Origin of the sequence: Mesorhizobium sp. NPDC059025, from assembly GCF_042739655.1 — a bacterium.
GTDB lineage: Bacteria > Pseudomonadota > Alphaproteobacteria > Rhizobiales > Rhizobiaceae > Mesorhizobium.
Genome location: NZ_JBHYIM010000020.1, coordinates 38,088 through 58,751, shown reverse-complemented (window position 1 = coordinate 58,751; position 20,664 = coordinate 38,088). Strand labels below are relative to the sequence as shown.

Sequence of the window (20,664 nt, the reverse complement as noted above, 5' to 3'; positions counted from 1 at the left end):
ATTTGTCGGCCCCGGCTTCGTCCTGTCGGATTTTGCGGCTGCTTACTTCTGCAGCTCGGTCCAGATCTTGCTGTAGATCTCCTGGATTTCCGGTGAGCACAGGCGCTGCAGTTCGCCGAGCGACTTGACGTCGGCCGGGATGTTCACTTCCGGCGCATCCTTCATGTCGGCAGGCATGAACTTCTCCGAACCCGCGATGCCGTTGGCGTAGCGGTGGAAGGCCGAGTTCAGCGCGGCGTTTTCCGGATCCATCATGAAGTTCTGGAACAGCTTGGCGTTCTCGACGTTCTTGGCTTCCTTGAGCACGACGACATTGTCGCTCCAGAGGCCATAACCTTCCTTCGGGTAGTTGTAGTGAATGGCCGGATTGGCCAGCCGCTGGCGCAGCGCCGAACCGTTCCAGTCGCTTGTCGCCTTGAAGTCGCCGGCGCCCATCTTCTCGATGGTGTTGTATTCCATCGCGATCCAGTTCGGCTTGGCCGCGACCAGCGTGTCGCGCACCTTCTTCAGCACCGCCTTGTCGTCAGTGCACTGCTGGCCGCCGACATATTTGATGGCAGCAAAGATCACGTCGTTCATCTCTGGAACGACATTGACCTTGCCCTTCAGCTCGTCAGGGGTGTTGAAGATGATGCCCCAGCTGTTGGCCGGCCCCTTGTAGGTGTCGGTGTTGACGACGACGCCGATCGTGCCCCAGGCCCATGGCACAGTGTATTTGCGGCCAGGGTCGAAATCGGGATTGGCCCATTCCGGCGAGACGTTCTTGAAGTTCTCCATCTTGCCCGGATTGGTCTCCTGGATGAGACCTTCCTTGATCCAGACCGGAATGAAGGTCTGCGACGGGATGGCGATGTCGAAGCCGGTGCCGCCCTGGCGCACCTTGGCGAGCGCAGTGTCGTTGGAATCGTAGTCGGTGACGGTGACCTTGACGCTATATTTCTGCTCGAACTTCTTGATCATGTCGGGGCTGATGTAGTTGCCCCAGTTGTAGATGTTGAGCGCGCCCTCGGCACGGGCGAAGCCCGACGAGGCGAGCAGCGCCAGCCCTACGGCTGTGGCGGTGGTCTTCCAGTTCATTGTGTTCTCCCATTATTGCTTTGGTTTTGACCTGGGTTTGGCGTCAGTCGCGTTTCTTGCTGACAAAGAAAAACAACGTGACGATGACGACCGACAGCAGCAGGAACGCCGTCGATATCGCGTTGATCTCGGGCGTGATGCCGCGGCGGATCTGGCCGAGCATGTAGGTGGGCAGCGTGTCCTGTCCACCGGACTTGACGAACTCGGTGATGACGACGTCGTCCAGCGAAATCACGAAGGCCAGCATCAGCCCGGCGAGGATGCCGGGCCACAGCAGCGGCAGCGTCACCCGCCGGAACGCCTGCCACGGCGTGGCGTAGAGATCCGCCGCCGCACGCTCCAGCGACAGGTCCATGTTTTCAAGTCGTGCCCGGATCGGCAGATAAGCGAAGGGGATGCAGAAAGCCGTGTGCGCAGCGATCAGGTAACCCAGGCCCGAATAGCCGGTGAAGATCTTGATGCGCGAGAAGAAGATCAGCAGCGCCACGCCCGTGACGATTTCCGGCACCATCAACGGCTGATTGATCATCGCGTATTTGAAGGTCAATCCCGGATAAGGTGGCGTGCGTGTCGTCGCGAGTGCCGCCATCGTGGCCGCGATCGTGGCCAGCGTCGCCGCGATCGCTGCGATCTGGAAGGAGCGCAGTGTGGCGTCGATGACCTGCGCATTCTGCGAGGCGGACTGGAACCATTTCAGCGAGAAGCCGCCCCACTCCGACGTCGATGGCGCCTCGTTGAAGGCATAGACGACCAGCACGATGATCGGCATGTAGAGCGCGACGAAGCAAACGGCGGCGATCGTCGTGAAGCCTGGCTGATGACGGATCGAGAAGCTTTTAGCCATGCCGCGCCTCCTGCGAACCGGCGTTGCGCACATAGACAAGCAACGCCACCATGACGATGAGCATGACGGTGATCGACAGCGCCGAGCCGAGCGGCCAGTTGCGGCCCTGGCCGAACTGCAGCTCAATCAGGTTGGACAGCATCATGTTCTTGCCGCCGCCAAGCACGCTGGGCGTCACATAGGCGCCGATGGCCGGGATGAAGACCAGGATCGAGCCGGCGATGACACCAGGCTTGACCAGCGGGAAGATAATGCGGCGCAGCACCTGCCAGCGCGAGGCGTAGAGATCATAGCCGGCCTCGACCAGTCGGAAGTCGAGCTTTTCCATCGAGGCATAGACCGGCAGCACCATCAGCGGCAGGTAGACATAGGCCATGCCGATCAGGATCGCGACGTCGGTGTACAGGATCTGGATCGGCGCGGAGACGATGCCGAGCTTCATCAGCACTGTATTGACGATGCCTTCGTTGCGGATGATCTGCAGCACCGCGAAGGTGCGGATGAGCAGGTTCGTCCAGAACGGAATGGTGATCAGGAACAGCCACAGGTCGCGCGTCTTTTCGCTGCGCGTCGCCATGAAGTAGGCGGTCGGAAAGCCAATCGCCAGGGTGATGATCGTCGTGACGATCGCAAGTTTCACCGAGCGCCAGAAGATGCTCATATGGGCACTGGCGAGCGACAGCGTGTCGTCGAAGATGTCGCGCTCGAACAGCACCGAGACCCAGGCCTCGGGCGAGAACTGCCACTTCACGTCGCCATAAGAACCGGGCGTCAGGAAGGAATAGACGAGCACGATCGCCAGCGGACCGACCGCGGCGAAGAAGATGGTGAGCATGGCGGGCGCGGAGAGATACCAGCGGTTGCGAATGTCGCGCCGGTCGGCCGCCCTGGCGATTTCCTCGGCGGTGGCCATCAGTCCCTCAACACCTGTGCAGCGTCATCGCTGATCGCGATTCCAGCCTTGTCACCCGTTTCAAAACCGCAGTCCGCGTTGCGCGCATTCTGCTGGCGCACGATGAAGAGGTCATTGCCGCCGTCGAGCCGCACGTGGATATGCGTGTCGGTGCCGAAATAGACGACGTTCTCGACCGTGCCCGAGAGCTCCGCCTTGCCCTTGACCAGCTTGGCGTGTTCGGGTCGAACAACCACCGTGGCTTCTCCCTTCGGCTGGAAACCGTCGGCGACGCTGGCAGTGATGGTGGCGCCCGATTTCAGCGTCGCGCGTGCCTTGCCATTCTCGACACCGGCGATGGAGGCGGTCAGGAAATTCGTCTCGCCGATGAAGTCGGCGACGAAACGGTCGGCCGGCTTGTCATAGATGTCCCATGGGCTGCCTACCTGCAGGATCTTGCCTGACGACATCACCGCGATGCGGTCGGACATGGTCAGCGCTTCTTCCTGGTCGTGCGTGACGAAGATGAAGGTGATGCCGGTCTGGTTCTGCAGCCGCTTCAATTCGATCTGCATCTCCTTGCGCAGCTTGTAGTCGAGCGCCGACAGCGGCTCGTCGAGCAGGAGCACTTTCGGCTGCGGCGCCAGAGCGCGAGCCAGCGCAACGCGCTGTTGCTGGCCACCGGAAATCTGGCTGGTGCGCCGCGAGGCCAGATGCTCCATGCGCACCAGCTTCAACATCTCGGCGACACGGGCCTTGATCTCGGTCTTGGGCTTGCGCAGCATCTCCAGACCGAAGCCGATGTTCTCGGCCACCGTCATGTGCGGAAACAGCGCATAGCTCTGGAAAACCGTGTTGACCGGTCGCTTGAACGGCGGCAGCAACGCGATATCGTCACCGTAGAGCAGGATCTCGCCCGCACTCGGATAGTCGAAGCCAGCGATCAGCCGGAGCAGTGTCGTCTTCCCGCAGCCGGACGGTCCCAGCAGCGTGAAGAACTCGTTCTCCCGGATCGAAACCGAGACCGTGTCCAATGCGGCAACCGCCGCGTCCCCAGTACCGAAGACCTTCCGCACACCGCGGACTTCGATCGCGTTCTTACCCGGTTGTTCCGGCACTCAAGCCCCTCTTTTTTTCTTGGCCCGTCCTCGAAAACAGGCCTTTTCTTCTGGTTTAGATTGTCACCACAAGCCGCCACGCTTGGCAACAATCGGATCGAATATCAGTTCATCGGGCGAAACGAATGTTCACCATCAGGACTGATAGGTAACCTTGCCACCGCAGATGGTCGTGACAGGGCGCACCTCATGCAGCCGTCGCAGTTCAATCGCCTCAACATCCTGCGACAGCACGACGAGATCGGCCATGAACCCTGGCTTCAGCTTGCCCTTGCGCTGCTCCATGAACTCGGCATACGCACCTTCCACCGTATAGGCCGCAAGCGACTCTCTCAGCGATAAGCTCTGGTCGGGATCGCCCTCCGCCCATGGCTTGCGCAGCACTGCCGCCTGGACACCACGGATCGGATTGATCGGCGAGACCGGCCAGTCGGACGCAAAGACGACGTGTGCGCCCGCATCCTTCAGGGTGCGCCAGGCATAGCTCAGGGGCCAACGCTCCTTGCCGATACGCGACACGGTCGGCTCCAGCGGAAAATCCATCGCACCAGGCGGATGCGGAGGCTGCATCGAGGCAATCACCCCAAGTTCGGCAAATCGCGGAACATCGGAAGCCGCGACCACCTCGATATGCTCGATGCGGTGGCGGCTCTCGCGCTTGCCATTGGCTTTCGCTGCCGCCTCGTAGCCGTTGAGCACAGCCTGCACGGCGCCGTCACCAATGGAATGCACCGCGATCTGCAGGCCGCGCGCATCGATGGCAACCGCAAGAGCCTTGAACTCCTCCGGCGTGAACAGCGGCTCGCCAACCCAGTCCGGGCGATCGGCATAAGGCTCGATCATCACGGCCGTCCACGAGTCCAGCACACCATCGTAGAAAACCTTGACGATGCCTGACGAAAGCCATTCGCTGTCGTAGCGTTCGGCCATCGCCGAGGCCTTCTCCAGAATGTCGAGCTTCATGAAATTCTTGAAGTGGAAGGGTATCTGCACGCGGCAGGAAAGCCCTTCCTCGGCTTCGATCTCGGCCAGCAGTTCTAGCTGGTAGAGATTGCCATCCATGTTCTGGATCGACGTGATGCCATGCTGGGCACACCACGCCAGGCCGCGCCGCATGATATCGCGGTCGGCGGCTCGCTGCTCAGGCGTCGGTGCGGGATCCGGCTCGCCGCCGGTCGACAGGCCGAGCCGCACGCGCTCCTCGCCGGCCAATGCCAGCACAGGCCCAAACGCCTCCCCTTCCCGCAATTCGCCTTCGGCCAGCCCGTCTTCGCCCATGACGATCTCATTGCCCGGACCAAGCGCCCGGCCATGCAGAATTCCGGCGGCTTCGAGCGCCCTGGTGTTGGCCCACATCGTATGATGGTCGGGAGCGGCCATGCAGAACGGTCGGTCAGGAAGGATCGCATCGAGATGATGCCGTGTCACCCGCTCCTCGCCGAGGATGGTGTAGTCGGCGCTCTGCGCGACCAGCATCGGCGCATCCGGCCGGGACGCGGCATAGGCAAGGACTGCCTCCTTGAGCGCGTCGAAGCCGTGAACGCCGGCAAGCTGCAGATGCGCCAGCTCGGCCGCACCAGAGAAGAGATGCATATGTGCTTCGATGAAGCCGGGAAGCACCGAACCGCCCTTGGCATCGATGATTTTGGTGGCAGGGCCCTTCAGGGCTTCGACAACAGAACGGCTTCCGACTGCGAGGATGGACCCGTTCTTGACGGCAACGGCTTCTGCGACGGGACTGTCGTCATCCATGGTCAGCACACGGCCGTTTACGACGATCAGATCGGCTTGATGAACCGCACCAGTGACAGACATCGCGACTCCGCACTTTTGACTGACCAAGACCGCCTCGACTCTGCACTTCACACATGACCATCCCGCAGGGACGGCGTGATCGGACAGAAATTGATGCCAGTCCGCCGCCTCCGGAATTCCCCTTAGTTTCCCTAAAGACAGCGTGGAGAAAAAATGCGACTATTTATTCGCGTTTGTCAATATGTGGATTCTGCGATGCCTTGTGGACAGCACCCCACGCGTATGCTGAGAGCGGATGGGAAACGAGGAATTCAAGCGGTGAAGCGCGAGCTCAAACGCAAAACCAGGATAGCGCTGGAGCCGCGCAAGCAACCGAGGCAGGAACGGTCGAGCAAGGTCGTCGACCGGATTCTCGATGCCGCCCTGATACTGACGCGGGAGCAGGGAACAGGGACACCGACAACGCTCGCCATCGCGCAGCGCGCAGGCCTGTCTGTCGGCTCGGTCTATCAATATTACCCCAACAAGGAAGCCATTCTTCTCGACCTCGCCCGGCGTTGGCTGGGGGCATTCCCCGAAGTGATCGAAAAGCGCACCAAAGTTCCGCGCCCGACGACCCGCGATGCGTTTCAGCGTGAAGTGCGGGAACTCTTCATCGACACATCGAGACTCTATCTCGAAAATGCCAGTCTGATGCCGGTCATCGAAGCCATTACGGGCAACCCGGATCTGAGACCGATCCAGAACGAATATGACGAGCAGATTATCGCACTCTATGCGGCCTGGCTGCGCCATGTGAATCCGGCCCTGCAGGAAGAGGTCGCCAACCGGCTAGGCGTTGTGATGATGGAGGTCGGGCACGTCTGCCGCCTTGTCGGTCTCAAGAAAGATCGCAGGACCTTTGATCTGCTTGAGGACGACGTCGAGACCATGTGGATCGCTCTCGTCACCCCTTATCTCGACCTCAACTAACCATTCCAGGGAAGGAACTTCATGAAGACTGTCTATTCGCCGCTTCATGCCGGCCATGCCGGCACGATGGAGCTGATGTCGGGAGCGATCGTACCCGGCTTCGAAAAGCCGTCGCGCGCCGAAATCATCAAGGCGCGCGTCGAAATCGAAAAGCTCGGCCCGATCATGGCGCCGGAGCTACATGATCTCGCCGCAGCCAAGCGCATCCACAAGGCCGACTACATCGACTTCCTGCCGACGGTCTATCCAGAATGGGAAAAACTTGGCCGCTCCGGTTCGGCCATTCCCTACACCTGGCCGACCCGCGGGCTGCGTGGCGATGTCGTGCCCGATACCATCGACGCCAGGCTGGGTTATTATTCCTTCGATGCCGGCGCGCCTTTCGTCAAAGGTACATGGGAAGCGATCAAGTCGTCCTATGATGTCGCCCTCACCGCCGCCAAACTGGTCAAGAATGGCGAACCAGCGGCCTTCGCGCTTTGCCGTCCGCCTGGACACCACGCCGGCGCCGGCTTCATGGGCGGCTACTGCTACATCAACAACGCTGCTGTCGCCGCACAGTGGTTCCTCGACCAGGGCGCAAGGCGCGTCGCGATCCTCGACGTCGACTATCACCACGGCAACGGCACGCAGGAGATTTTCTACTCCCGGGCCGACGTGCAGGTGCTGAACCTGCACGGCGATCCGATGGTCGAATATCCCTACTTCCTCGGCCATGCCGACGAGCACGGAGAAGGTGCCGGCGAAGGTTACAACGTCAACTACCCTCTCCCCTTCGGAACAAGCTGGGAAGCCTGGAATGCCGCTCTGGATGATGCCTGCTCAAAACTCACGGCTTACGGTCCAGACGTCGTCGTCGTTTCGCTCGGCGTCGACACCTTCGAGAAGGATCCGATCAGCCAGTTCAAACTCAAGAGCAGCGACTATCCCAAGATCGGCGCCCGGATAGCCAGGCTGAACCTGCCCACGCTGTTCGTCATGGAAGGCGGCTATGCCGTCGACGAAATCGGCGTGAACGCGGTCGGCGTTCTGACCGGTTTCGAGGGACGTTAAGACCTCCTTCGCCTCGCCGGCAGGGGCAATTCCAGGAAAGTGTGTGACGGTTTTCCGTGCGGAATTGCGTAGGAACAACGGGTGGGGCGTTTCCGTGAAAAACGGAAACGCTCTACGGCTGGCAAGGTATTTTTCGAGCCTCGAAATGCAGCAAATGCAAGGCCTGAGTCGGGTTTGCGAGTCCCCTGAATCGTAATCTGTCAATTCCTGTTTGAAGTCAGATTCATCAACCGCTAAATTAAACCCGAATCAGCCGTTCCACGGGGGCACGGCAAACCTTCTAAAGTCCTGTTGTACCGGAGTTTTCCGGCGCAAGACGCGATGGGTTTCGCGTTCCCTGCCGGATTCGGCCGATAGGCGCCGTTGTGCGCCAAGAGTGTGTTTTAGGTGAATGTGACGCGTACCCGCGTCCGGCGCTGCTGAACCAGCACCGGGCATAAGAAGTGATTCTGGCCTGAAGACTATGACAGCCTTTGCAGCGCCTATAGCTTCCGACATGATCGGAACACGTCTGGCCACTCGCGCGGACCTGACAGGGTTTCTCACCCAACTCTCCGACGAGATCGGTGCCGATAGCTACATGCTGGTGGCGATCATCCATGACGAGGAACGCAACGATGCCCGTATCGTCGCGTCCAACTGGTTGTATGACGCGATCGAATTGATCGGCAAACACCTGATCGCCGCGCTGGCTCATGGTCCCCTCACCTCCCCCCCAGGCAATCGGCCGCGCGCACTCGTTGCATCTCATGCAGAGACCGCGGCGGGGCTGCTCAGCGGCGAGGAAGCCAAGCTGCTCGATGTGCTGGGGCATGCGGAACTCTATTCGCTACGCCTCGACATCGGCCGGCAGCGCCTTTTCCTGCTGTTTTCCGCGTCCGAGGCCGGCTCCATTCAGCAGGATGTCCTCAACCGGGCTCAACTGAAGTGCTGCTACGCACTTTCGCAAGTGCCACAGCTTCTCGCCACCGCAGCGTTGCAGGACCCACTTTCGGACCGTGAGCGCGAATGCCTGTTCTGGGTTTCGGAAGGCAAGACGACCGAGGAGGTTGCTGTCATCCTCGGCGTCTCCGCCAACACGGTCAACAGTTACATCACCCACGCCATCCAGAAGTTCTCCGCTTCCAACCGGGCAATGGCAATTGCGACCGCGATCAGGAGCGGCATCATTTGACACACGCTCGCGCACACGAGATCAGCGAGGATCCATTCTTCGCACATCGCAATCCGTTCGGCGCTGCCGCGGCGAACTCCGACCTCTTCACCGTCACCATTCCTGATGCCGTGCGGCGCTGTCGCTGGATCGCCATGGACATCAATGCCAGCGCATTCGGACTGTATTTCGTCTCGCCATCGGCTGACCGGCCGCGGTTGGTGCCGTGTTTCGATTCCGACTATCCAGGCATGGCCGGAGCAGCGCGCAACATCTCCACAGCGGCCGGCGAAGACATCATTCAGCATGTGCGCCATTCCACCGGTCCGCGATTCTGGTCGACCGAAAACGACTTGAGCCCCGAAGCCGCGAGCACTTTCCCCTGGATCGAACGCACCGCTGCTCTCGTTCCCGACACGACCGGAATAGCCTTCCCGGTTCACGCAGAGCGCGGCCAGAGCGGCTTGGTGGTTTTCTTCGGCGCAAACGTCACGCCTCGGCTAGGCGATACCATCTACGACATCCACTCTCGCTGCTTCACCTTGTTCGATGCCGTGTCCCGGATCCGACCTGGAGACACCGGCCGGGCAAAAGCCATGTCGAAACGCGAACTGGAATGCCTGAAGCTCACCGCCAATGGCTATACCAGCGAGGAAATCGCACGGCTTTTGAAACTGTCGGTCCACACCGCCAACCAGTATCTCACCCAGTCGGCGCAAAAACTGGATGCGGTGAACCGTACGCAGGCCGTTGCGAAGGCCCTACGTTTGGGCCTTATCGACTGAACCTGTCTTATCCTATCGGCTCGGGACGCCGGATACGGGCGCCTTCCAGCATGGCCTCCAGCAACTCGGTGTTGCGGGTAGGATCTTCGTCCGGTTTCTCGAACGAGATATAGTTCAAGACCACCGAAGCTTCGTTTTCCGTCAGCGTGAGCTGGAAATAGACCGTCACGCCGCGCGGCCTCAGTTCGAGGTCGAGCACGATGCGCGGCGAACCGCTCCAGTCAACATGTGCCTCGCCGCCATTGCCAAGCCGCAGGGTGCCCGGCACGAAGAACAGTTCGGATGCTGAATCCACCAGGTCCGACAGGCAGGCGAAATGCTCGAGCCGGATGAAGGCGATGTAGTCGGCGACATCGATGAGCCTGAGTTCGGCCACCACCTGTTCGATGGCACGGGCTACGATGACTTCGCGCGAAAGTGTGTGCGGCTGTCGATTCATGAGGTCCGTCGGCGCTCTGCCTTTTTCGAGTAAACGATGCGTACCAGCTCGGCCACTGCTTGGTAAAATTGTGACGGGATGACGCTATCAACCGAAACTTGCTTGTACATGGAGCGAGCAAGCGCGACGTCCTCGAAAACGGGAATATTGTGCTCGCGCGCGATTTCGCGAATACGCAACGCCACCAGGTCCTGTCCCTTGGCAAGAACCACCGGCGCCGCATCCTGATCGCGGACATAGCGCAGTGCGATCGAGAAATGGGTTGGGTTGGCAATCACGAGTGTGGCGTTGGGCACCGCAGTCATCATGCGCCGCCTTGCCCTGTCGCGCGCCAGAGAGCGCAACCGCGACTTGACGATCGGGTCACCTTCCGACTGCTTCAGCTCGTCCTTCACTTCCTGCTTGCTCATCCTCAGGTCGCGTCGCCAATGGAACCGCGACCAGACAAAGTCGGCGGCGGCGATGACCGTCATGACGAAAACGATTGCCACAAGGATCTGGATGGCGATCGAGCGTATGACCAGGCCGAACTCGACGGGACCGGTGATCATGCCGTTGAGCAGCCTGCGATGATCCTGCGACAGGGTGAAAATGAGTACCGCGACGACGAAGCCGAGCTTGGCCAGCGATTTCAGGAACTCGACGAAACCCTGCAGGCCGAACAGCCGCTTCCAGCCCTGGGCGAGCGAAATGCGTGACCATTGCGGCCGGATCCGCTCGCCGACGAACTGTGGAACATTTTGGAATACCGAGGCAGCGACGCCTGCAATCACCAGCAGCACCAGCAGTGCGACCACCGCGCGGCCGATTTCGACCATCACCATTCCATAAAGATGGATCACGTCGGTCTCGGTATCGATCGACCAGGATTCCGGCCTCTCGAGAAACGATGCCAGGAAGACGCTGAGGTTTACCGTGGCCTCGCGAGCGTAAAAGACCGCGAAGACCAGGATGGCCACAAAGGAGGTTAACAGCGCCGCCTCTTTGGAGTGAGGCAGCTTGCCCTTCTCCATCGTGTCGCGGATCTTCTTCTCTGTCGGTTCCTCTGTTTTGGAATCCTTGTCGTCGGCTTCCGCCATGCCGCGCCCGCCGGACTAGCGCTGGTCAGGCTGCATCGGCAGCGCTCTGCGCCGCCGGCAGTTCGAACGCGCCTTCTCGTGCAAGGCGCACCGTCGAAGCCGCAACATTCTTGCGTGCCGCCATGATGTCGGCCAGCGGAACGCCTTCCGACCCCTGGCTGAGTTCCGCTTCGATCATGCGGCGCGAGCGCTGGCCGATCGAGGACAGTACGGCTTCGGTGAGCACCGGCGTGGCGCCACGCAGGGCGAGCGTGACCACCTCGCTCGACAAGCCGTCGAAAACCAGAACGCGTGCTTTCTGCGTAAGCAGGGGCAGATCGTCGAAGTTGAAGATACGCGCGCGTACGCCGTCGAGATCGGGCGTGCCGGCCGCCTCCAGATCCTGCATCGTCTCGTCGAGCTGGGTCTTGTCCATTTCATTGAGCAGGCTGGCAACGCGGATCTGGCCTGCCGTCGTATCCTTCGATGATGTTTCGGCCAACACACGTGCACGAAGCTGGCTCTCAACGATCTTCGTTGCCGTTTCCGGGATCACGGTCATCGTCACCATGCGCCGCAGGATCTCGCTGCGCAGTTGTTTGTCCAGTGTGAGCAGCACTGCCGACGCCGGCTGAGGTGCCAGCATTGAAAGGACCGCCGCTGAAGTCTGCGGATGTTCTCCAGCAAGGAAGCTGCCCAACCGCTGCGGTTCCAGCCTCTCCAGTTGCGGCCATATCGACGGGGGGCCGGCCGGCTCCGCTTCCGCCTTCTTGCCACTCATGATGGCGTCGACTTCCTCAGGCGACAGCGACTCGTTCAGAATCGTGTCCATCTTGTCCGCGGAATCGAGCAAGCCTGCCCCTTCCGTGAATTCCGCCTCGAATTCTGCGACGACGCGTTCCAGGTCGGCTTGCGGAATGGTTCGCAGCAGGCGCGCCGCCTCGATCAGCGCCTTGAGTTCTTCCTGCTTGAAGAACTTCAGCAGCTTGCTCGCTGAAGGCTTTCCCATCGCAACCAGGATTGCGGCGGCCTTCTGTGCACGGGTCAGCGTCAGCGGCGTGCTCATCCCCTCATCCTCGCTGCTTGCCTGCCAGGTCGCATGGTCAACCGTTCTTTTTGGCCGCGACGATTTCGGTCAGGCGAATGCCAAACCGCGACGGATCGTTTTCAAGGACCGTGATTTCACCGCGCGCAATGCGACGACCGTTGACGACAACGTCGACCGGTTCGCCGATGCGACGGTTCAGCGCCACCGTCGATCCCTTCTGCAAGCCCATCAGGTCGGATACCTGCATCTCGGCGCTGCCAAGCACGATCTGGACGTCAACCGGGATGTTGAGGATGACACCAGGATTGGTGGCGGTTGCGTCGCGTGCCGGCGTGCCGGCACGCTGCTCTTCCTCCTGCAGCACACCGCGCAATTCCTCGATCGCACGGTTGAGCTGATCGTCCGAGGCTTCGAGGTCGGCTTCCGGGTTGGTCTTGCTCATGCGTCGTCTCCAAATAGTCCCGGCATCAGCCGGGCATCAACCCGTCGATGAAGTCCTGGCCCGCATCAAAGGGTTGCTTGATACGAACCGTATAGTTCTGGCCGAGTTTGCCGAACTCGCAGACAAACAGCGTCTTGTTGCGCGCGGACAGTTGCGCCTGTCCCTGCGCATTTTCCTCGATATCGAGGACCTGCCCGACGCGCAGCCGCGCGAGATCGCCCAAGGTCATCCTTGCCAGCGGCATCGTCGCTTCGAGAGTGACAGCCGAACGCATCACCTCTTCGGAAAAGCGTTCGTGCCACTCGGTCTGCGATGACGTCTCCTCTTCAGTCCCGCCATTGCGCTGCACCAGAAGCACGCGCTGCGGGATCATCACCGTGATCGTGCCGCTCTCCGTCAGCGTCGACAGACCGAAGACAAGACGCACGGCCGCGCCGTCACGCAAGACACGACGCCTGGCTTCCTGGCCAGACATGGCGCGTGGAACCGGGAAACGCAGATCGAGCGAACGCTTGCCCGATCCGTTCAGCGCCTGCGCGATCTCTTCGAAAACCAGGGTAGCCACTTCGGCTTCCAACGGCGACAGGTCGCGCTCGATCGGCGAGATCGCGGCTTCCGGATCTCCACCGAAGAGAGCAGAGACCATCACGGCGACGGCCTGCGCATCCATCACCATCGTCAGCGCGTCGGACGAAACGGTCGAGGGCGCGACTGTCATGGCGAAATTGTCACCGGCATGCGACCGCGCCTGGGTGGTACGGGAAACCTCGACTGCACGCAGGTCGATTGTCACCTGTGCGCCGATCTCGCCGGAAAGACGCTTCTGCAATGGGGAGACAATGCGTTCGCCCATCGAGCGGCCGGCACCGATCACATGCGACGCTTCCCCGCTGTCGCCGACCAGACGCTCGATTACCAGCGCACGGCTGTCATCCATCGTGGCAAGGCCGCTCATGACGCCATCACATCGTTGCTCTTACAGGCCATGCTTACGCCGCCTTCTTGTCCGCGGCACCGGTGCTCAGCGTGCTCTGTTCAACGGCGTCGATGGACGGGCGATCATAAGACGAGATCGTCTTGCGGCCAAACTCGATGGCAACCTGGGGCAGCGACCCGTTCATGTAGGCAAGCAGCGTCTGCTTTACGATGATGTAAAGCCGGTTCTTCTTCTCGCGCACCATCTTGATCTTGGTGGCGATCGGGCCAACCACGGCATAGGAGAGGAAGATGCCCAGGAAGGTGCCGACAAGCGCCGCACCGATGAGCCCCCCCAGGATTTCAGGCGACTGGTCGAGTGCACCCATCGCCTTCACCACGCCCAGCACCGCCGCGACGATGCCGAGTGCCGGCAGGCCGTCACCAACGGCAACCATCGCGTGATAGGGCTTCAGCTTGTCGGCCTTGATGGTCTGGATCTCTTCATCCATCAGCGCCTCGATCTCGAACGGACGCGCATTGCCGATGATGATGATGCGGCAATAGTCGCAGATGAAATGCGTGAGGTCGTGGTTCTTGAGGACCGTCGGAAATGCCTGGAAGATCGGCGACTCTTCCGGATTGTCGATATGGGCTTCGACCTCGGAACGAGACTTGGAGCGCAGTTCGCGCATCAGCGAGTGCAGGACACCCAGTGTCTCGAGATAGTCCTGCTCCTTCGGTACCGACTGTTTGAAGGCTTCCAGGATGGCTTTGCCCGTATCCTTAACCGTCTTCATCGGGTTGGCGACGAGGAAGCACCCCAACGCCGCGCCGCAGATGATGACGGCTTCCCATGGCTGGATCAGCACCTGCACGTGCCCGCCCATGGCCATGAAGCCGCCGAGGACGCAACCGAGCGTCACCACCAAGCCGATCAAAATGCCCACTGCCGGTCCTTCCGAGATTCAACTGTAGACGGAATAGACGTCGTGCCTTGTGTGAGGCTTGAATCCTGGAGCCGCATCCGCCTCGCTTTTGACAGATGCGATTCAGCCTCGCGCAAGGAAGTTGACCTACTTTAGCACGAACTGCTGCAGCGGGAGGCGTGCGTGAGCACCTATCTGGACTATCAGTTGATCACCAGAGACCTTACCCGGTCGCTTGACCGGACCAGCAAGCAGGTCACGGTCTCGCGCGATACGAAGTACTATCTCGACAACATCGGCAAGGTGAAGTCGATCGATGAATTCCTGAAAAATGACCGCCTTTTCAAATATGCCATGAAGGCCTTCGGCCTCGAAGACATGGCATATGCCAAGGCCTTCATGAAGAAGGCACTCACAGAGGGCATCGACAAGCCGGACTCATTCGCCAACAAGCTGACCGACAAGCGCTACGCCGAATTCGTCAAAGCCTTCAATTTCAAGCGATACGGCGAGTTGGCCACCTCCTACAACGGCGCACAGCACGACGTCCCGAAGAATTTCTCCCTGCAGGTCGGCATCACCTATACGCAGCAGGGCAGCGGCTTTCTCGAAGGCGAAATCCGTAATTACATCGGCAAGATTTCGAGCGTGAAGTCGATCGACGACCTGATGGGCGATTCCAGGTTGCTGACCATCGCCCTTGGCGCCTTCGGACTGGACGCCAAGAAGGAGACGCCGGAGCGTATCCGCGAAATGCTGGAGGGCGGGGTCAGCAATCCCGACAGTCCGGCCAACAAGCTCGCCGCGGCAGGCGACAAGCGTTACGCGAATTTCGTCACCGCCTTTGATTTCACCCAGTTCGGCGCCAACACCACGTCCAAGGACGCTGTTCAGTTTGCCGTGCCCAAGCAGTACATCGCAAACGCCGGGTTTTCCACGATCATGCAGCGGCCGGAATATACCAAGGCCGAGAGCGAGTATTACAAACTCAATATCGGCAAGGTGACGTCGGCCTACGATCTGGTCAATGACAAGCGCCTGCTGAGGGTGGCCATGTCCGCTTTCGGGCTGGACATGGATGCGGAAGACCCGACAGCCATCCGCAAGATGCTGGATGGCGGCATCACGGATCCGAAAAGCCCGGCGAATGTAGCAGGCAAAGCCTATGTCGACTTTGTCACGGCCTTCAATTTCGCCGAGTATGGTCGTGATACGGCCACGCGCGATGCAGTTCAGAAGGACACGCTCAAACTATATACCACGAAAAGTCAGATCGGCCTGATCAAGCCCGGTGCCGACTATATCGCCGCCGAAACCGCCTACTACAACGCCAATGTCGTCAAGCTGCGCTCCGTGGACGGCCTGCTGGCCGACAAGCGTCTGCTGAATTACGCGCTGACGGCCTATGGCCTCGACCCCAACAAGGAAACGCCAGCGCGCATCCGCCAGATGCTGGAAGGCGGCATCACCGATCCGAACAGCCCGGCCAACAAGTCGGGCAGCAAGAACTATGTTGCCTTCGTCACCGCCTTCAATTTCGCCCAGTATGGCGAGAAGGCAGTAACCCGTTCGTTGGCGCAACAGCCGGCGACCGACAAATATGTACGCCAGACACTCGAAGAAGATGCCGGCAAGACCAATGAAGGCGTGCGGCTGGCGCTCTATTTCCAGCGCAAGGCGCCGACACTGACAAACTGGTACGAAGTTCTGGCCGACAAGGCGCTTTCCCAGGTGGTGCGCACGGCATTTGGTTTGCCGGAAGCCTTTGCCAAGGCCGATATCGACAAGCAGGTGAAGCTGTTCGAAAGCAAGTTCAACATCAAGGATTTCGCCGATCCCGTGAAGCTCGGCAAGTTCATCACCCGCTACACCACCATGTACGAGCTCGACAATCCGTCATCGCCGCAGATGTCGGCGGCCACGATCCTGTTTGCCCAGCCGACCGCCGCCGGAGTTTCCACCGATCTCCTCTTTGCCATGCAGCGGCTGAAGAAATTCTAGGACCATCATGCAAGATAGCCTTTACGTCTCCCTGTCCTCCCAGATCGCGCTGGAGAAGCGCCTCAACACGATCGCCGACAACGTCGCAAACGCCTCGACCATCGGCTTTCGCGCAACGGGTGTGAAGTTCGAGGATGTCGTCTCCGGTACGGGGCAGCGGTCTGTCGCCTTTGCCTCGACCGGCGATACTTTCCTTTCCGGTGCCAACGGCGGCATGCAGGAGACAGGCAATCCGTTCGATTTTGCCGTGAAAGGAAACGCCTGGTTTGGCATCCAGACACCGTCGGGCACCATCATGACGCGCGACGGCCGCTTCTCCATGAACCAGAATGGCGAGTTGCTTTCGATCGAAGGGCATCCTGTACTCGACGCAGGCGGCGCCCCGATCCAGCTCGATCCGCGCGGCGGACCACCCAAGGTCGGTGCTGACGGTGCCTTGCGTCAAGGCGACCGCCAGGTCGGCGCCATTGGCCTGTTCACCTTCGACCCTGGCGTGAATTTCACCCGCTACGGCAATTCCGGCATCGTGCCCCCGCGGGCGCCGGAGCCGGTCACCGACCGCTCCGACGTCGGCGTGGCACAAGGTTTCCTCGAAAACTCCAACGTCAATCCGGTCATGGAAATGATGCGGCTGATCCAGGTGCAGCGCGCCTTCGAGAATGTCGCGGCGATGGTCCGGCAGGCGGGCAGTTCGACCGACGAGGCGATCAAGACACTCGGTTCGAAGTAATCCACTATGGCTGCCGCCGACCGGTCCCTGATCCGCACCATTGAACGCGACGCAAGGCCTGAGAACCGACTCGCGGTGCTGGAGCATGTCTGGCGTCGTTTCGACAATGACGATGCGATGCTGAAGCGTGGTGGCCTTGTCGCCGAGGTATCGGCGACACACTACAAGGTGCGTGGACTCTCGGATATCGCAAGGCTGGGTGACATTGTCGAACACCGGAGCCGCAGTGGCAATCGCCGCGGCGAAATCGTCCATATCGGCCGCGACGACATTGTTGTCGCGCCCTTCGAACGCAGCCCGGATGCGGGCATAGGCGATACGGTTTTCCGGCGCGGTCCGCTTGCGGTGACGCCGCATGCCTCATGGCGTGGCCGCACCATCGACGCACTCGCGCGTGCCATCGACGGTGGCCCGCCGCTGCTGCGCAAGTCCGAGATCGAATTTCCACACGATGCCACTCCCGGCGCCTTGGCACGTCAACGCGTCGGCACATCCTTCATGACCGGTGTTCGCGTCATCGACATCTTCACCCCGCTCTGCTTCGGCCAGCGCATGGGAGTCTTCGCCGGCTCGGGCGTCGGCAAATCGACGCTGCTCGCGATGCTCGCCGGCGCCGGTGCCTTTGATACGGTGGTCGTGGCGCTCGTCGGTGAACGTGGTCGCGAGGTGCGCGAGTTCCTCGAGGACACGATCGGCGCGACGGCAATGGCAAAGACCGTAGCCGTGGTCGCAACCAGCGACGAAAGCGCCATGATGCGGCGGCGCGCCCCCGATACCGCCATGCGCGTCGCCGAACACTTCCGCGACCAGGGCCATCGCGTCCTGCTGGTCCTGGACTCGATCACGCGTTTCGCACATGCCTTGCGTGAAGTGGCGACAGGTACCGGCGAGCCTCCGGTGGCACGCGGCTATCCGGCATCGGTGTTCACCGATCTGCCAAAACTGCTTGAGCGTGCCGGTCCCGGGCTTGAAGGAACCGGCTCGATCACCGCCATCATCTCGGTGCTCGTCGACGGCGATGATCACAACGACCCCGTCGCCGATTCCGTGCGCGGCATTCTCGACGGTCACGTCGTGCTTGATCGTTCGATCGCCGAACAGGGCCGTTATCCACCGGTCAATCCGCTTGCCTCCATTTCGCGTCTCGCCTCGAAAGCCTGGACGCCTGATCAACAAACATTGGTGACAAGGCTGAAGGCGATGATCTCGCGGTTCGAAGACACCCGCGACATCCGCCTGCTCGGTGCCTATCAGGGCGGAGCAGACCCTGAACTCGACATGGCGGTGCGTCAGGTGCCGCTTATTTACGAAGCCCTGACGCAATCACCGAAGGACGGCGCCTCGGCCGATCCCTTCTCGGATCTCGCCCATCATCTGAGAGGCAGGCACAATGCCGATCCGACAGACTGACCTGGAACAGACCGAGGCGCTGCTGCACGAGATGCTTGCGCAGGCAACGGCAGCGGAGAACCGCGCGCGCCCGCGAAACCGCCTGCTGTCCAGGCTGATGAGCCCGCTTTCAAGGCAGGAACGCAAGCGGGCTTCGACGGGCAGATCGAAAAAGACAGTGAAGGCAGAACAGGTAGGCAGCGGCGACGCCCTGGCCGAACTGTTTGCGCCGCCGGATATTACGCCGGAACCCAAGGCTCATTTACCAAATCTAAGCCGACGACCCGCTAGAACCTCCAGAACCGATTTCCCTGATCGGCCCCTGCAATCGAGCGAGCCGTTCCAGAGGATGAAGAAAGATACCCGGCGCAGCGACTTCATCATGGCCGCTTCGGGCGTCATGCTCGGTCTCGTTTGCGCGCTGTTCCCCTGGTACATCTTCTTCAATCCGGAACAGTTTGGCGTACAAGGCATCAAGTTCGGCGGCCGCGGCCAGAACGCTGGACGCATGGTGGTAACGCCGGACGGCAGCGGAACCAATCCGATGCAGGGTCAAGTCGAGGCGCTGGAACCGAACCTCGACATGTCCTTCACCGCCACGCTGCAAAGCCGCCCCCTGGCGCCGGAACAAGTGCCAGGCGTTGAGGAACAGCCTTATCCGGTGGAGGCCGTGGCTTTCCGGCTGGTTCACATAGCCAACGGCCGCGCGATGATTGAGGACAATTCGGGACTGTGGGTCGTGCAAACCGGTTCGACACTGCCGGATTCTTCGCGCGTGAAATCGATTGAACAGCGCGCAGGCAAGTGGGTTCTGGTTACCAACACCGACCGCGTACTCGAAATCTCCAACTAGCGTACCTTCGGGCCTTGCCGCCACGCGCAAGGCCCGCGCAAGACTGGTGTCCTAATTTCCGGTTAACGATCCGGAGATTCCCATGGAGCCCGTCAACCTTTTCAACCTTGCAACCAGACAGTCGCAATGGCTGTCGGTTCGCCAGTCGTCCGTCGCCGGCAACATCGCCAACGCGAATACGCCAGGCTACACCGCCAAAGACGTCGAACCCTTCGAAAAGGTTCTCGACCGCACGGCCGTTCGCCTGAGCGCCACGCAGAGCGGCCATCTTGGCGGTGTCACGGAAGCAGCCTTCGCCGTCAAGCCGCAGGAGCCCACAGGCCCGGCGATGCCGTCCAAGAACACGGTGGTGATGGAAAATGAGCTCATGAAGGCTGGCGAAATTCGCCGTTCGTTCGAGCTCAACACCGCCATCGTGAAAGCCTTCCACACCATGATGATGACCACGATAAAGGGCTGACGCGATGGACGCTCTCACCGCCGCTCTCAAGGTTGCAGCTTCAGGCCTTGGCGCCCAGTCCGAACGCATGCGCGTCGTTTCCGAAAATCTCGCCAACGCACAGTCGACGGGAACCACGCCGGGTGCCGATCCCTATCGTCGCAAGACGATCTCCTTCGTCTCGGAACTTGACCGCGCCTCCGGCGGCTCGACGGTGGAGATCAATTCCATCGCTCAGGACCCATCCGATTTTCCGGTCGAGTTCCAGCCCGGCAACCAGGCTGCTGACGCAAAGGGCTACGTGAAGATGCCCAACGTCAATGTGCTGATTGAAATGGCCGACATGACCGAGGCGAACCGCTCCTACGAAGCGAACCTGCAGGTCGTGAAACAGGCCCGCGATCTTATCTCGATGACCATTGACCTTATGAGGAACCAGTCATGATTGGCGGTATCGGCGCAGTCCAGTTGAAACCCGCCACCGGCGGCTCGGAGACCTCGACAGATCTGTTCGGCGCGACGAGCGCCGCCCCCACCGGCACGCAGGTCGCGTCCACCTTCGCCGAAGCGCTTAACCAGGCGGCGACGAAGACGGTCAACACGCTGCAGAACGCTGAACAGGTTTCCATCCAGGCGCTGAAGGGCGACGTCGATACCCGGCAGGTCGTCGACGCCGTCATGGGTGCGCAGCAGGCGCTCCAGACGACCATCGCCATCCGCGACAAGATCGTCACGGCCTATCTCGAAGTCAGCCGCATGAGCATTTGAGGAC

The 20,664-nt window shown here is 60.7% G+C and carries 22 protein-coding genes; 11 read left to right on the top strand and 11 right to left on the bottom strand.

Annotated elements, in window-relative coordinates; genetic code table 11:
* Nucleotides 1–42: 42 nt before the first annotated feature.
* From ACFWYE_RS29365 to ACFWYE_RS29345, 5 genes are all read right to left on the bottom strand, one after another.
* Entirely contained in the window at nucleotides 43–1,077 is a 1,035-nt protein-coding gene (locus ACFWYE_RS29365) for an extracellular solute-binding protein (protein ID WP_379067035.1), read from the bottom strand.
* A 43-nt stretch (nucleotides 1,078–1,120) separates the two neighbouring features.
* Nucleotides 1,121–1,921: an ABC transporter permease gene (locus tag ACFWYE_RS29360; protein WP_129413561.1), complete on the bottom strand. Its 801-nt coding sequence runs from the start codon at nucleotides 1,919–1,921 to the stop codon at nucleotides 1,121–1,123.
* Entirely contained in the window at nucleotides 1,914–2,834 is a 921-nt protein-coding gene (locus ACFWYE_RS29355; RefSeq protein ID WP_379115555.1) for an ABC transporter permease, read from the bottom strand. Before ACFWYE_RS29355 ends, ACFWYE_RS29360 begins: the two co-directional genes overlap by 8 nt.
* Nucleotides 2,834–3,931, bottom strand: a complete 1,098-nt coding sequence (locus ACFWYE_RS29350) for an ABC transporter ATP-binding protein (RefSeq protein WP_379115554.1) — start codon at nucleotides 3,929–3,931, stop codon at nucleotides 2,834–2,836. The genes ACFWYE_RS29355 and ACFWYE_RS29350 overlap by 1 nt, the downstream gene beginning before the upstream one ends.
* A 135-nt stretch (nucleotides 3,932–4,066) precedes the next feature.
* The gene (locus ACFWYE_RS29345; RefSeq protein ID WP_379115553.1) at nucleotides 4,067–5,746 is read right to left on the bottom strand and encodes an amidohydrolase; all 1,680 of its coding nucleotides are present in this window, start codon (nucleotides 5,744–5,746) and stop codon (nucleotides 4,067–4,069) included.
* A 258-nt stretch (nucleotides 5,747–6,004) separates the two neighbouring features.
* On the opposite strand from ACFWYE_RS29345, the gene ACFWYE_RS29340 reads away from it, so the two are divergent.
* The 4 genes from ACFWYE_RS29340 to ACFWYE_RS29325 all read left to right on the top strand — a co-directional run bounded on the left by ACFWYE_RS29340 (nucleotide 6,005) and on the right by ACFWYE_RS29325 (nucleotide 9,649).
* The gene (locus ACFWYE_RS29340; RefSeq protein ID WP_379115552.1) at nucleotides 6,005–6,658 is read left to right on the top strand and encodes a TetR/AcrR family transcriptional regulator; all 654 of its coding nucleotides are present in this window, start codon (nucleotides 6,005–6,007) and stop codon (nucleotides 6,656–6,658) included.
* Between the two features lie 21 nt (nucleotides 6,659–6,679).
* On the top strand, nucleotides 6,680–7,711 hold the full coding sequence (locus ACFWYE_RS29335) for a histone deacetylase family protein (RefSeq protein ID WP_379115551.1): 1,032 nt from the start codon (nucleotides 6,680–6,682) through the stop codon (nucleotides 7,709–7,711).
* Between the two features lie 463 nt (nucleotides 7,712–8,174).
* Nucleotides 8,175–8,885, top strand: coding sequence for a LuxR C-terminal-related transcriptional regulator (locus tag ACFWYE_RS29330; protein ID WP_379067024.1), 711 nt, complete (start codon nucleotides 8,175–8,177; stop codon nucleotides 8,883–8,885).
* The gene (locus ACFWYE_RS29325) at nucleotides 8,882–9,649 is read left to right on the top strand and encodes a response regulator transcription factor (protein WP_379115550.1); all 768 of its coding nucleotides are present in this window, start codon (nucleotides 8,882–8,884) and stop codon (nucleotides 9,647–9,649) included. Before ACFWYE_RS29330 ends, ACFWYE_RS29325 begins: the two co-directional genes overlap by 4 nt.
* 7 nt (nucleotides 9,650–9,656) lie before the next feature.
* On the opposite strand, the gene ACFWYE_RS29320 is transcribed toward ACFWYE_RS29325, so the two are convergent.
* Genes ACFWYE_RS29320 through motA form a run of 6 tightly spaced genes read right to left on the bottom strand, consistent with a single transcriptional unit; the run spans nucleotide 9,657 to nucleotide 14,501 of the window.
* Nucleotides 9,657–10,088, bottom strand: coding sequence for a hypothetical protein (locus ACFWYE_RS29320; RefSeq protein ID WP_379115549.1), 432 nt, complete (start codon nucleotides 10,086–10,088; stop codon nucleotides 9,657–9,659).
* Nucleotides 10,085–11,167, bottom strand: a complete 1,083-nt coding sequence (gene flhB / locus ACFWYE_RS29315; RefSeq protein ID WP_379115548.1) for a flagellar biosynthesis protein FlhB — start codon at nucleotides 11,165–11,167, stop codon at nucleotides 10,085–10,087. Before flhB ends, ACFWYE_RS29320 begins: the two co-directional genes overlap by 4 nt.
* Before the next feature lie 25 nt (nucleotides 11,168–11,192).
* A complete protein-coding gene (locus tag ACFWYE_RS29310) occupies nucleotides 11,193–12,212 on the bottom strand; it encodes a flagellar motor switch protein FliG (protein WP_379115547.1) in 1,020 nt (339 codons plus the stop codon).
* A gap of 37 nt (nucleotides 12,213–12,249) precedes the next feature.
* A complete protein-coding gene (gene fliN, locus ACFWYE_RS29305; protein WP_379067015.1) occupies nucleotides 12,250–12,636 on the bottom strand; it encodes a flagellar motor switch protein FliN in 387 nt (128 codons plus the stop codon).
* A 25-nt stretch (nucleotides 12,637–12,661) separates the two neighbouring features.
* Nucleotides 12,662–13,591 (bottom strand): FliM/FliN family flagellar motor switch protein, encoded by a 930-nt coding sequence (locus ACFWYE_RS29300; RefSeq protein ID WP_379115546.1) that lies wholly within the window; start codon nucleotides 13,589–13,591, stop codon nucleotides 12,662–12,664.
* A gap of 34 nt (nucleotides 13,592–13,625) precedes the next feature.
* Complete coding sequence (gene motA / locus ACFWYE_RS29295) at nucleotides 13,626–14,501, bottom strand: flagellar motor stator protein MotA (RefSeq protein ID WP_129413549.1); 876 nt, start codon at nucleotides 14,499–14,501, stop codon at nucleotides 13,626–13,628.
* Nucleotides 14,502–14,663: 162 nt separating this feature from the next.
* On the opposite strand from motA, the gene ACFWYE_RS29290 reads away from it, so the two are divergent.
* The 7 genes from ACFWYE_RS29290 to ACFWYE_RS29260 all read left to right on the top strand — a co-directional run bounded on the left by ACFWYE_RS29290 (nucleotide 14,664) and on the right by ACFWYE_RS29260 (nucleotide 20,660).
* The gene (locus ACFWYE_RS29290; protein WP_379115545.1) at nucleotides 14,664–16,481 is read left to right on the top strand and encodes a DUF1217 domain-containing protein; all 1,818 of its coding nucleotides are present in this window, start codon (nucleotides 14,664–14,666) and stop codon (nucleotides 16,479–16,481) included.
* Nucleotides 16,482–16,488: 7 nt separating this feature from the next.
* The gene (gene flgF, locus ACFWYE_RS29285; RefSeq protein ID WP_379067009.1) at nucleotides 16,489–17,211 is read left to right on the top strand and encodes a flagellar basal-body rod protein FlgF; all 723 of its coding nucleotides are present in this window, start codon (nucleotides 16,489–16,491) and stop codon (nucleotides 17,209–17,211) included.
* A gap of 6 nt (nucleotides 17,212–17,217) precedes the next feature.
* Entirely contained in the window at nucleotides 17,218–18,621 is a 1,404-nt protein-coding gene (fliI, locus tag ACFWYE_RS29280; protein ID WP_379115544.1) for a flagellar protein export ATPase FliI, read from the top strand.
* A gap of 157 nt (nucleotides 18,622–18,778) precedes the next feature.
* Nucleotides 18,779–19,453, top strand: a complete 675-nt coding sequence (locus tag ACFWYE_RS29275; RefSeq protein ID WP_379067005.1) for a hypothetical protein — start codon at nucleotides 18,779–18,781, stop codon at nucleotides 19,451–19,453.
* Between the two features lie 82 nt (nucleotides 19,454–19,535).
* Nucleotides 19,536–19,913: a flagellar basal body rod protein FlgB gene (gene flgB / locus ACFWYE_RS29270; protein ID WP_379067003.1), complete on the top strand. Its 378-nt coding sequence runs from the start codon at nucleotides 19,536–19,538 to the stop codon at nucleotides 19,911–19,913.
* A gap of 4 nt (nucleotides 19,914–19,917) precedes the next feature.
* Nucleotides 19,918–20,337, top strand: a complete 420-nt coding sequence (flgC, locus tag ACFWYE_RS29265) for a flagellar basal body rod protein FlgC (protein ID WP_144379177.1) — start codon at nucleotides 19,918–19,920, stop codon at nucleotides 20,335–20,337.
* A complete protein-coding gene (locus tag ACFWYE_RS29260) occupies nucleotides 20,334–20,660 on the top strand; it encodes a flagellar hook-basal body complex protein FliE (RefSeq protein WP_129413542.1) in 327 nt (108 codons plus the stop codon). The genes flgC and ACFWYE_RS29260 overlap by 4 nt, the downstream gene beginning before the upstream one ends.
* Nucleotides 20,661–20,664: the final 4 nt, after the last annotated feature.

Coding starts and splice junctions, on each gene's coding strand:
- fliN (WP_379067015.1), bottom strand. CDS start 12,636: ATGAGCAAGACCAACCCGGAAGCCGACCTCGAAGCCTCGGACGATCAG.
- ACFWYE_RS29360 (WP_129413561.1), bottom strand. CDS start 1,921: ATGGCTAAAAGCTTCTCGATCCGTCATCAGCCAGGCTTCACGACGATC.
- flgB (WP_379067003.1), top strand. CDS start 19,536: ATGGAGCCCGTCAACCTTTTCAACCTTGCAACCAGACAGTCGCAATGG.
- fliI (WP_379115544.1), top strand. CDS start 17,218: ATGGCTGCCGCCGACCGGTCCCTGATCCGCACCATTGAACGCGACGCA.
- ACFWYE_RS29365 (WP_379067035.1), bottom strand. CDS start 1,077: ATGAACTGGAAGACCACCGCCACAGCCGTAGGGCTGGCGCTGCTCGCC.
- ACFWYE_RS29310 (WP_379115547.1), bottom strand. CDS start 12,212: ATGAGCACGCCGCTGACGCTGACCCGTGCACAGAAGGCCGCCGCAATC.
- ACFWYE_RS29330 (WP_379067024.1), top strand. CDS start 8,175: ATGACAGCCTTTGCAGCGCCTATAGCTTCCGACATGATCGGAACACGT.
- ACFWYE_RS29355 (WP_379115555.1), bottom strand. CDS start 2,834: ATGGCCACCGCCGAGGAAATCGCCAGGGCGGCCGACCGGCGCGACATT.
- ACFWYE_RS29335 (WP_379115551.1), top strand. CDS start 6,680: ATGAAGACTGTCTATTCGCCGCTTCATGCCGGCCATGCCGGCACGATG.
- flgF (WP_379067009.1), top strand. CDS start 16,489: ATGCAAGATAGCCTTTACGTCTCCCTGTCCTCCCAGATCGCGCTGGAG.
- ACFWYE_RS29260 (WP_129413542.1), top strand. CDS start 20,334: ATGATTGGCGGTATCGGCGCAGTCCAGTTGAAACCCGCCACCGGCGGC.
- flgC (WP_144379177.1), top strand. CDS start 19,918: ATGGACGCTCTCACCGCCGCTCTCAAGGTTGCAGCTTCAGGCCTTGGC.
- ACFWYE_RS29345 (WP_379115553.1), bottom strand. CDS start 5,746: ATGTCTGTCACTGGTGCGGTTCATCAAGCCGATCTGATCGTCGTAAAC.
- flhB (WP_379115548.1), bottom strand. CDS start 11,167: ATGGCGGAAGCCGACGACAAGGATTCCAAAACAGAGGAACCGACAGAG.
- ACFWYE_RS29320 (WP_379115549.1), bottom strand. CDS start 10,088: ATGAATCGACAGCCGCACACACTTTCGCGCGAAGTCATCGTAGCCCGT.
- ACFWYE_RS29300 (WP_379115546.1), bottom strand. CDS start 13,591: ATGAGCGGCCTTGCCACGATGGATGACAGCCGTGCGCTGGTAATCGAG.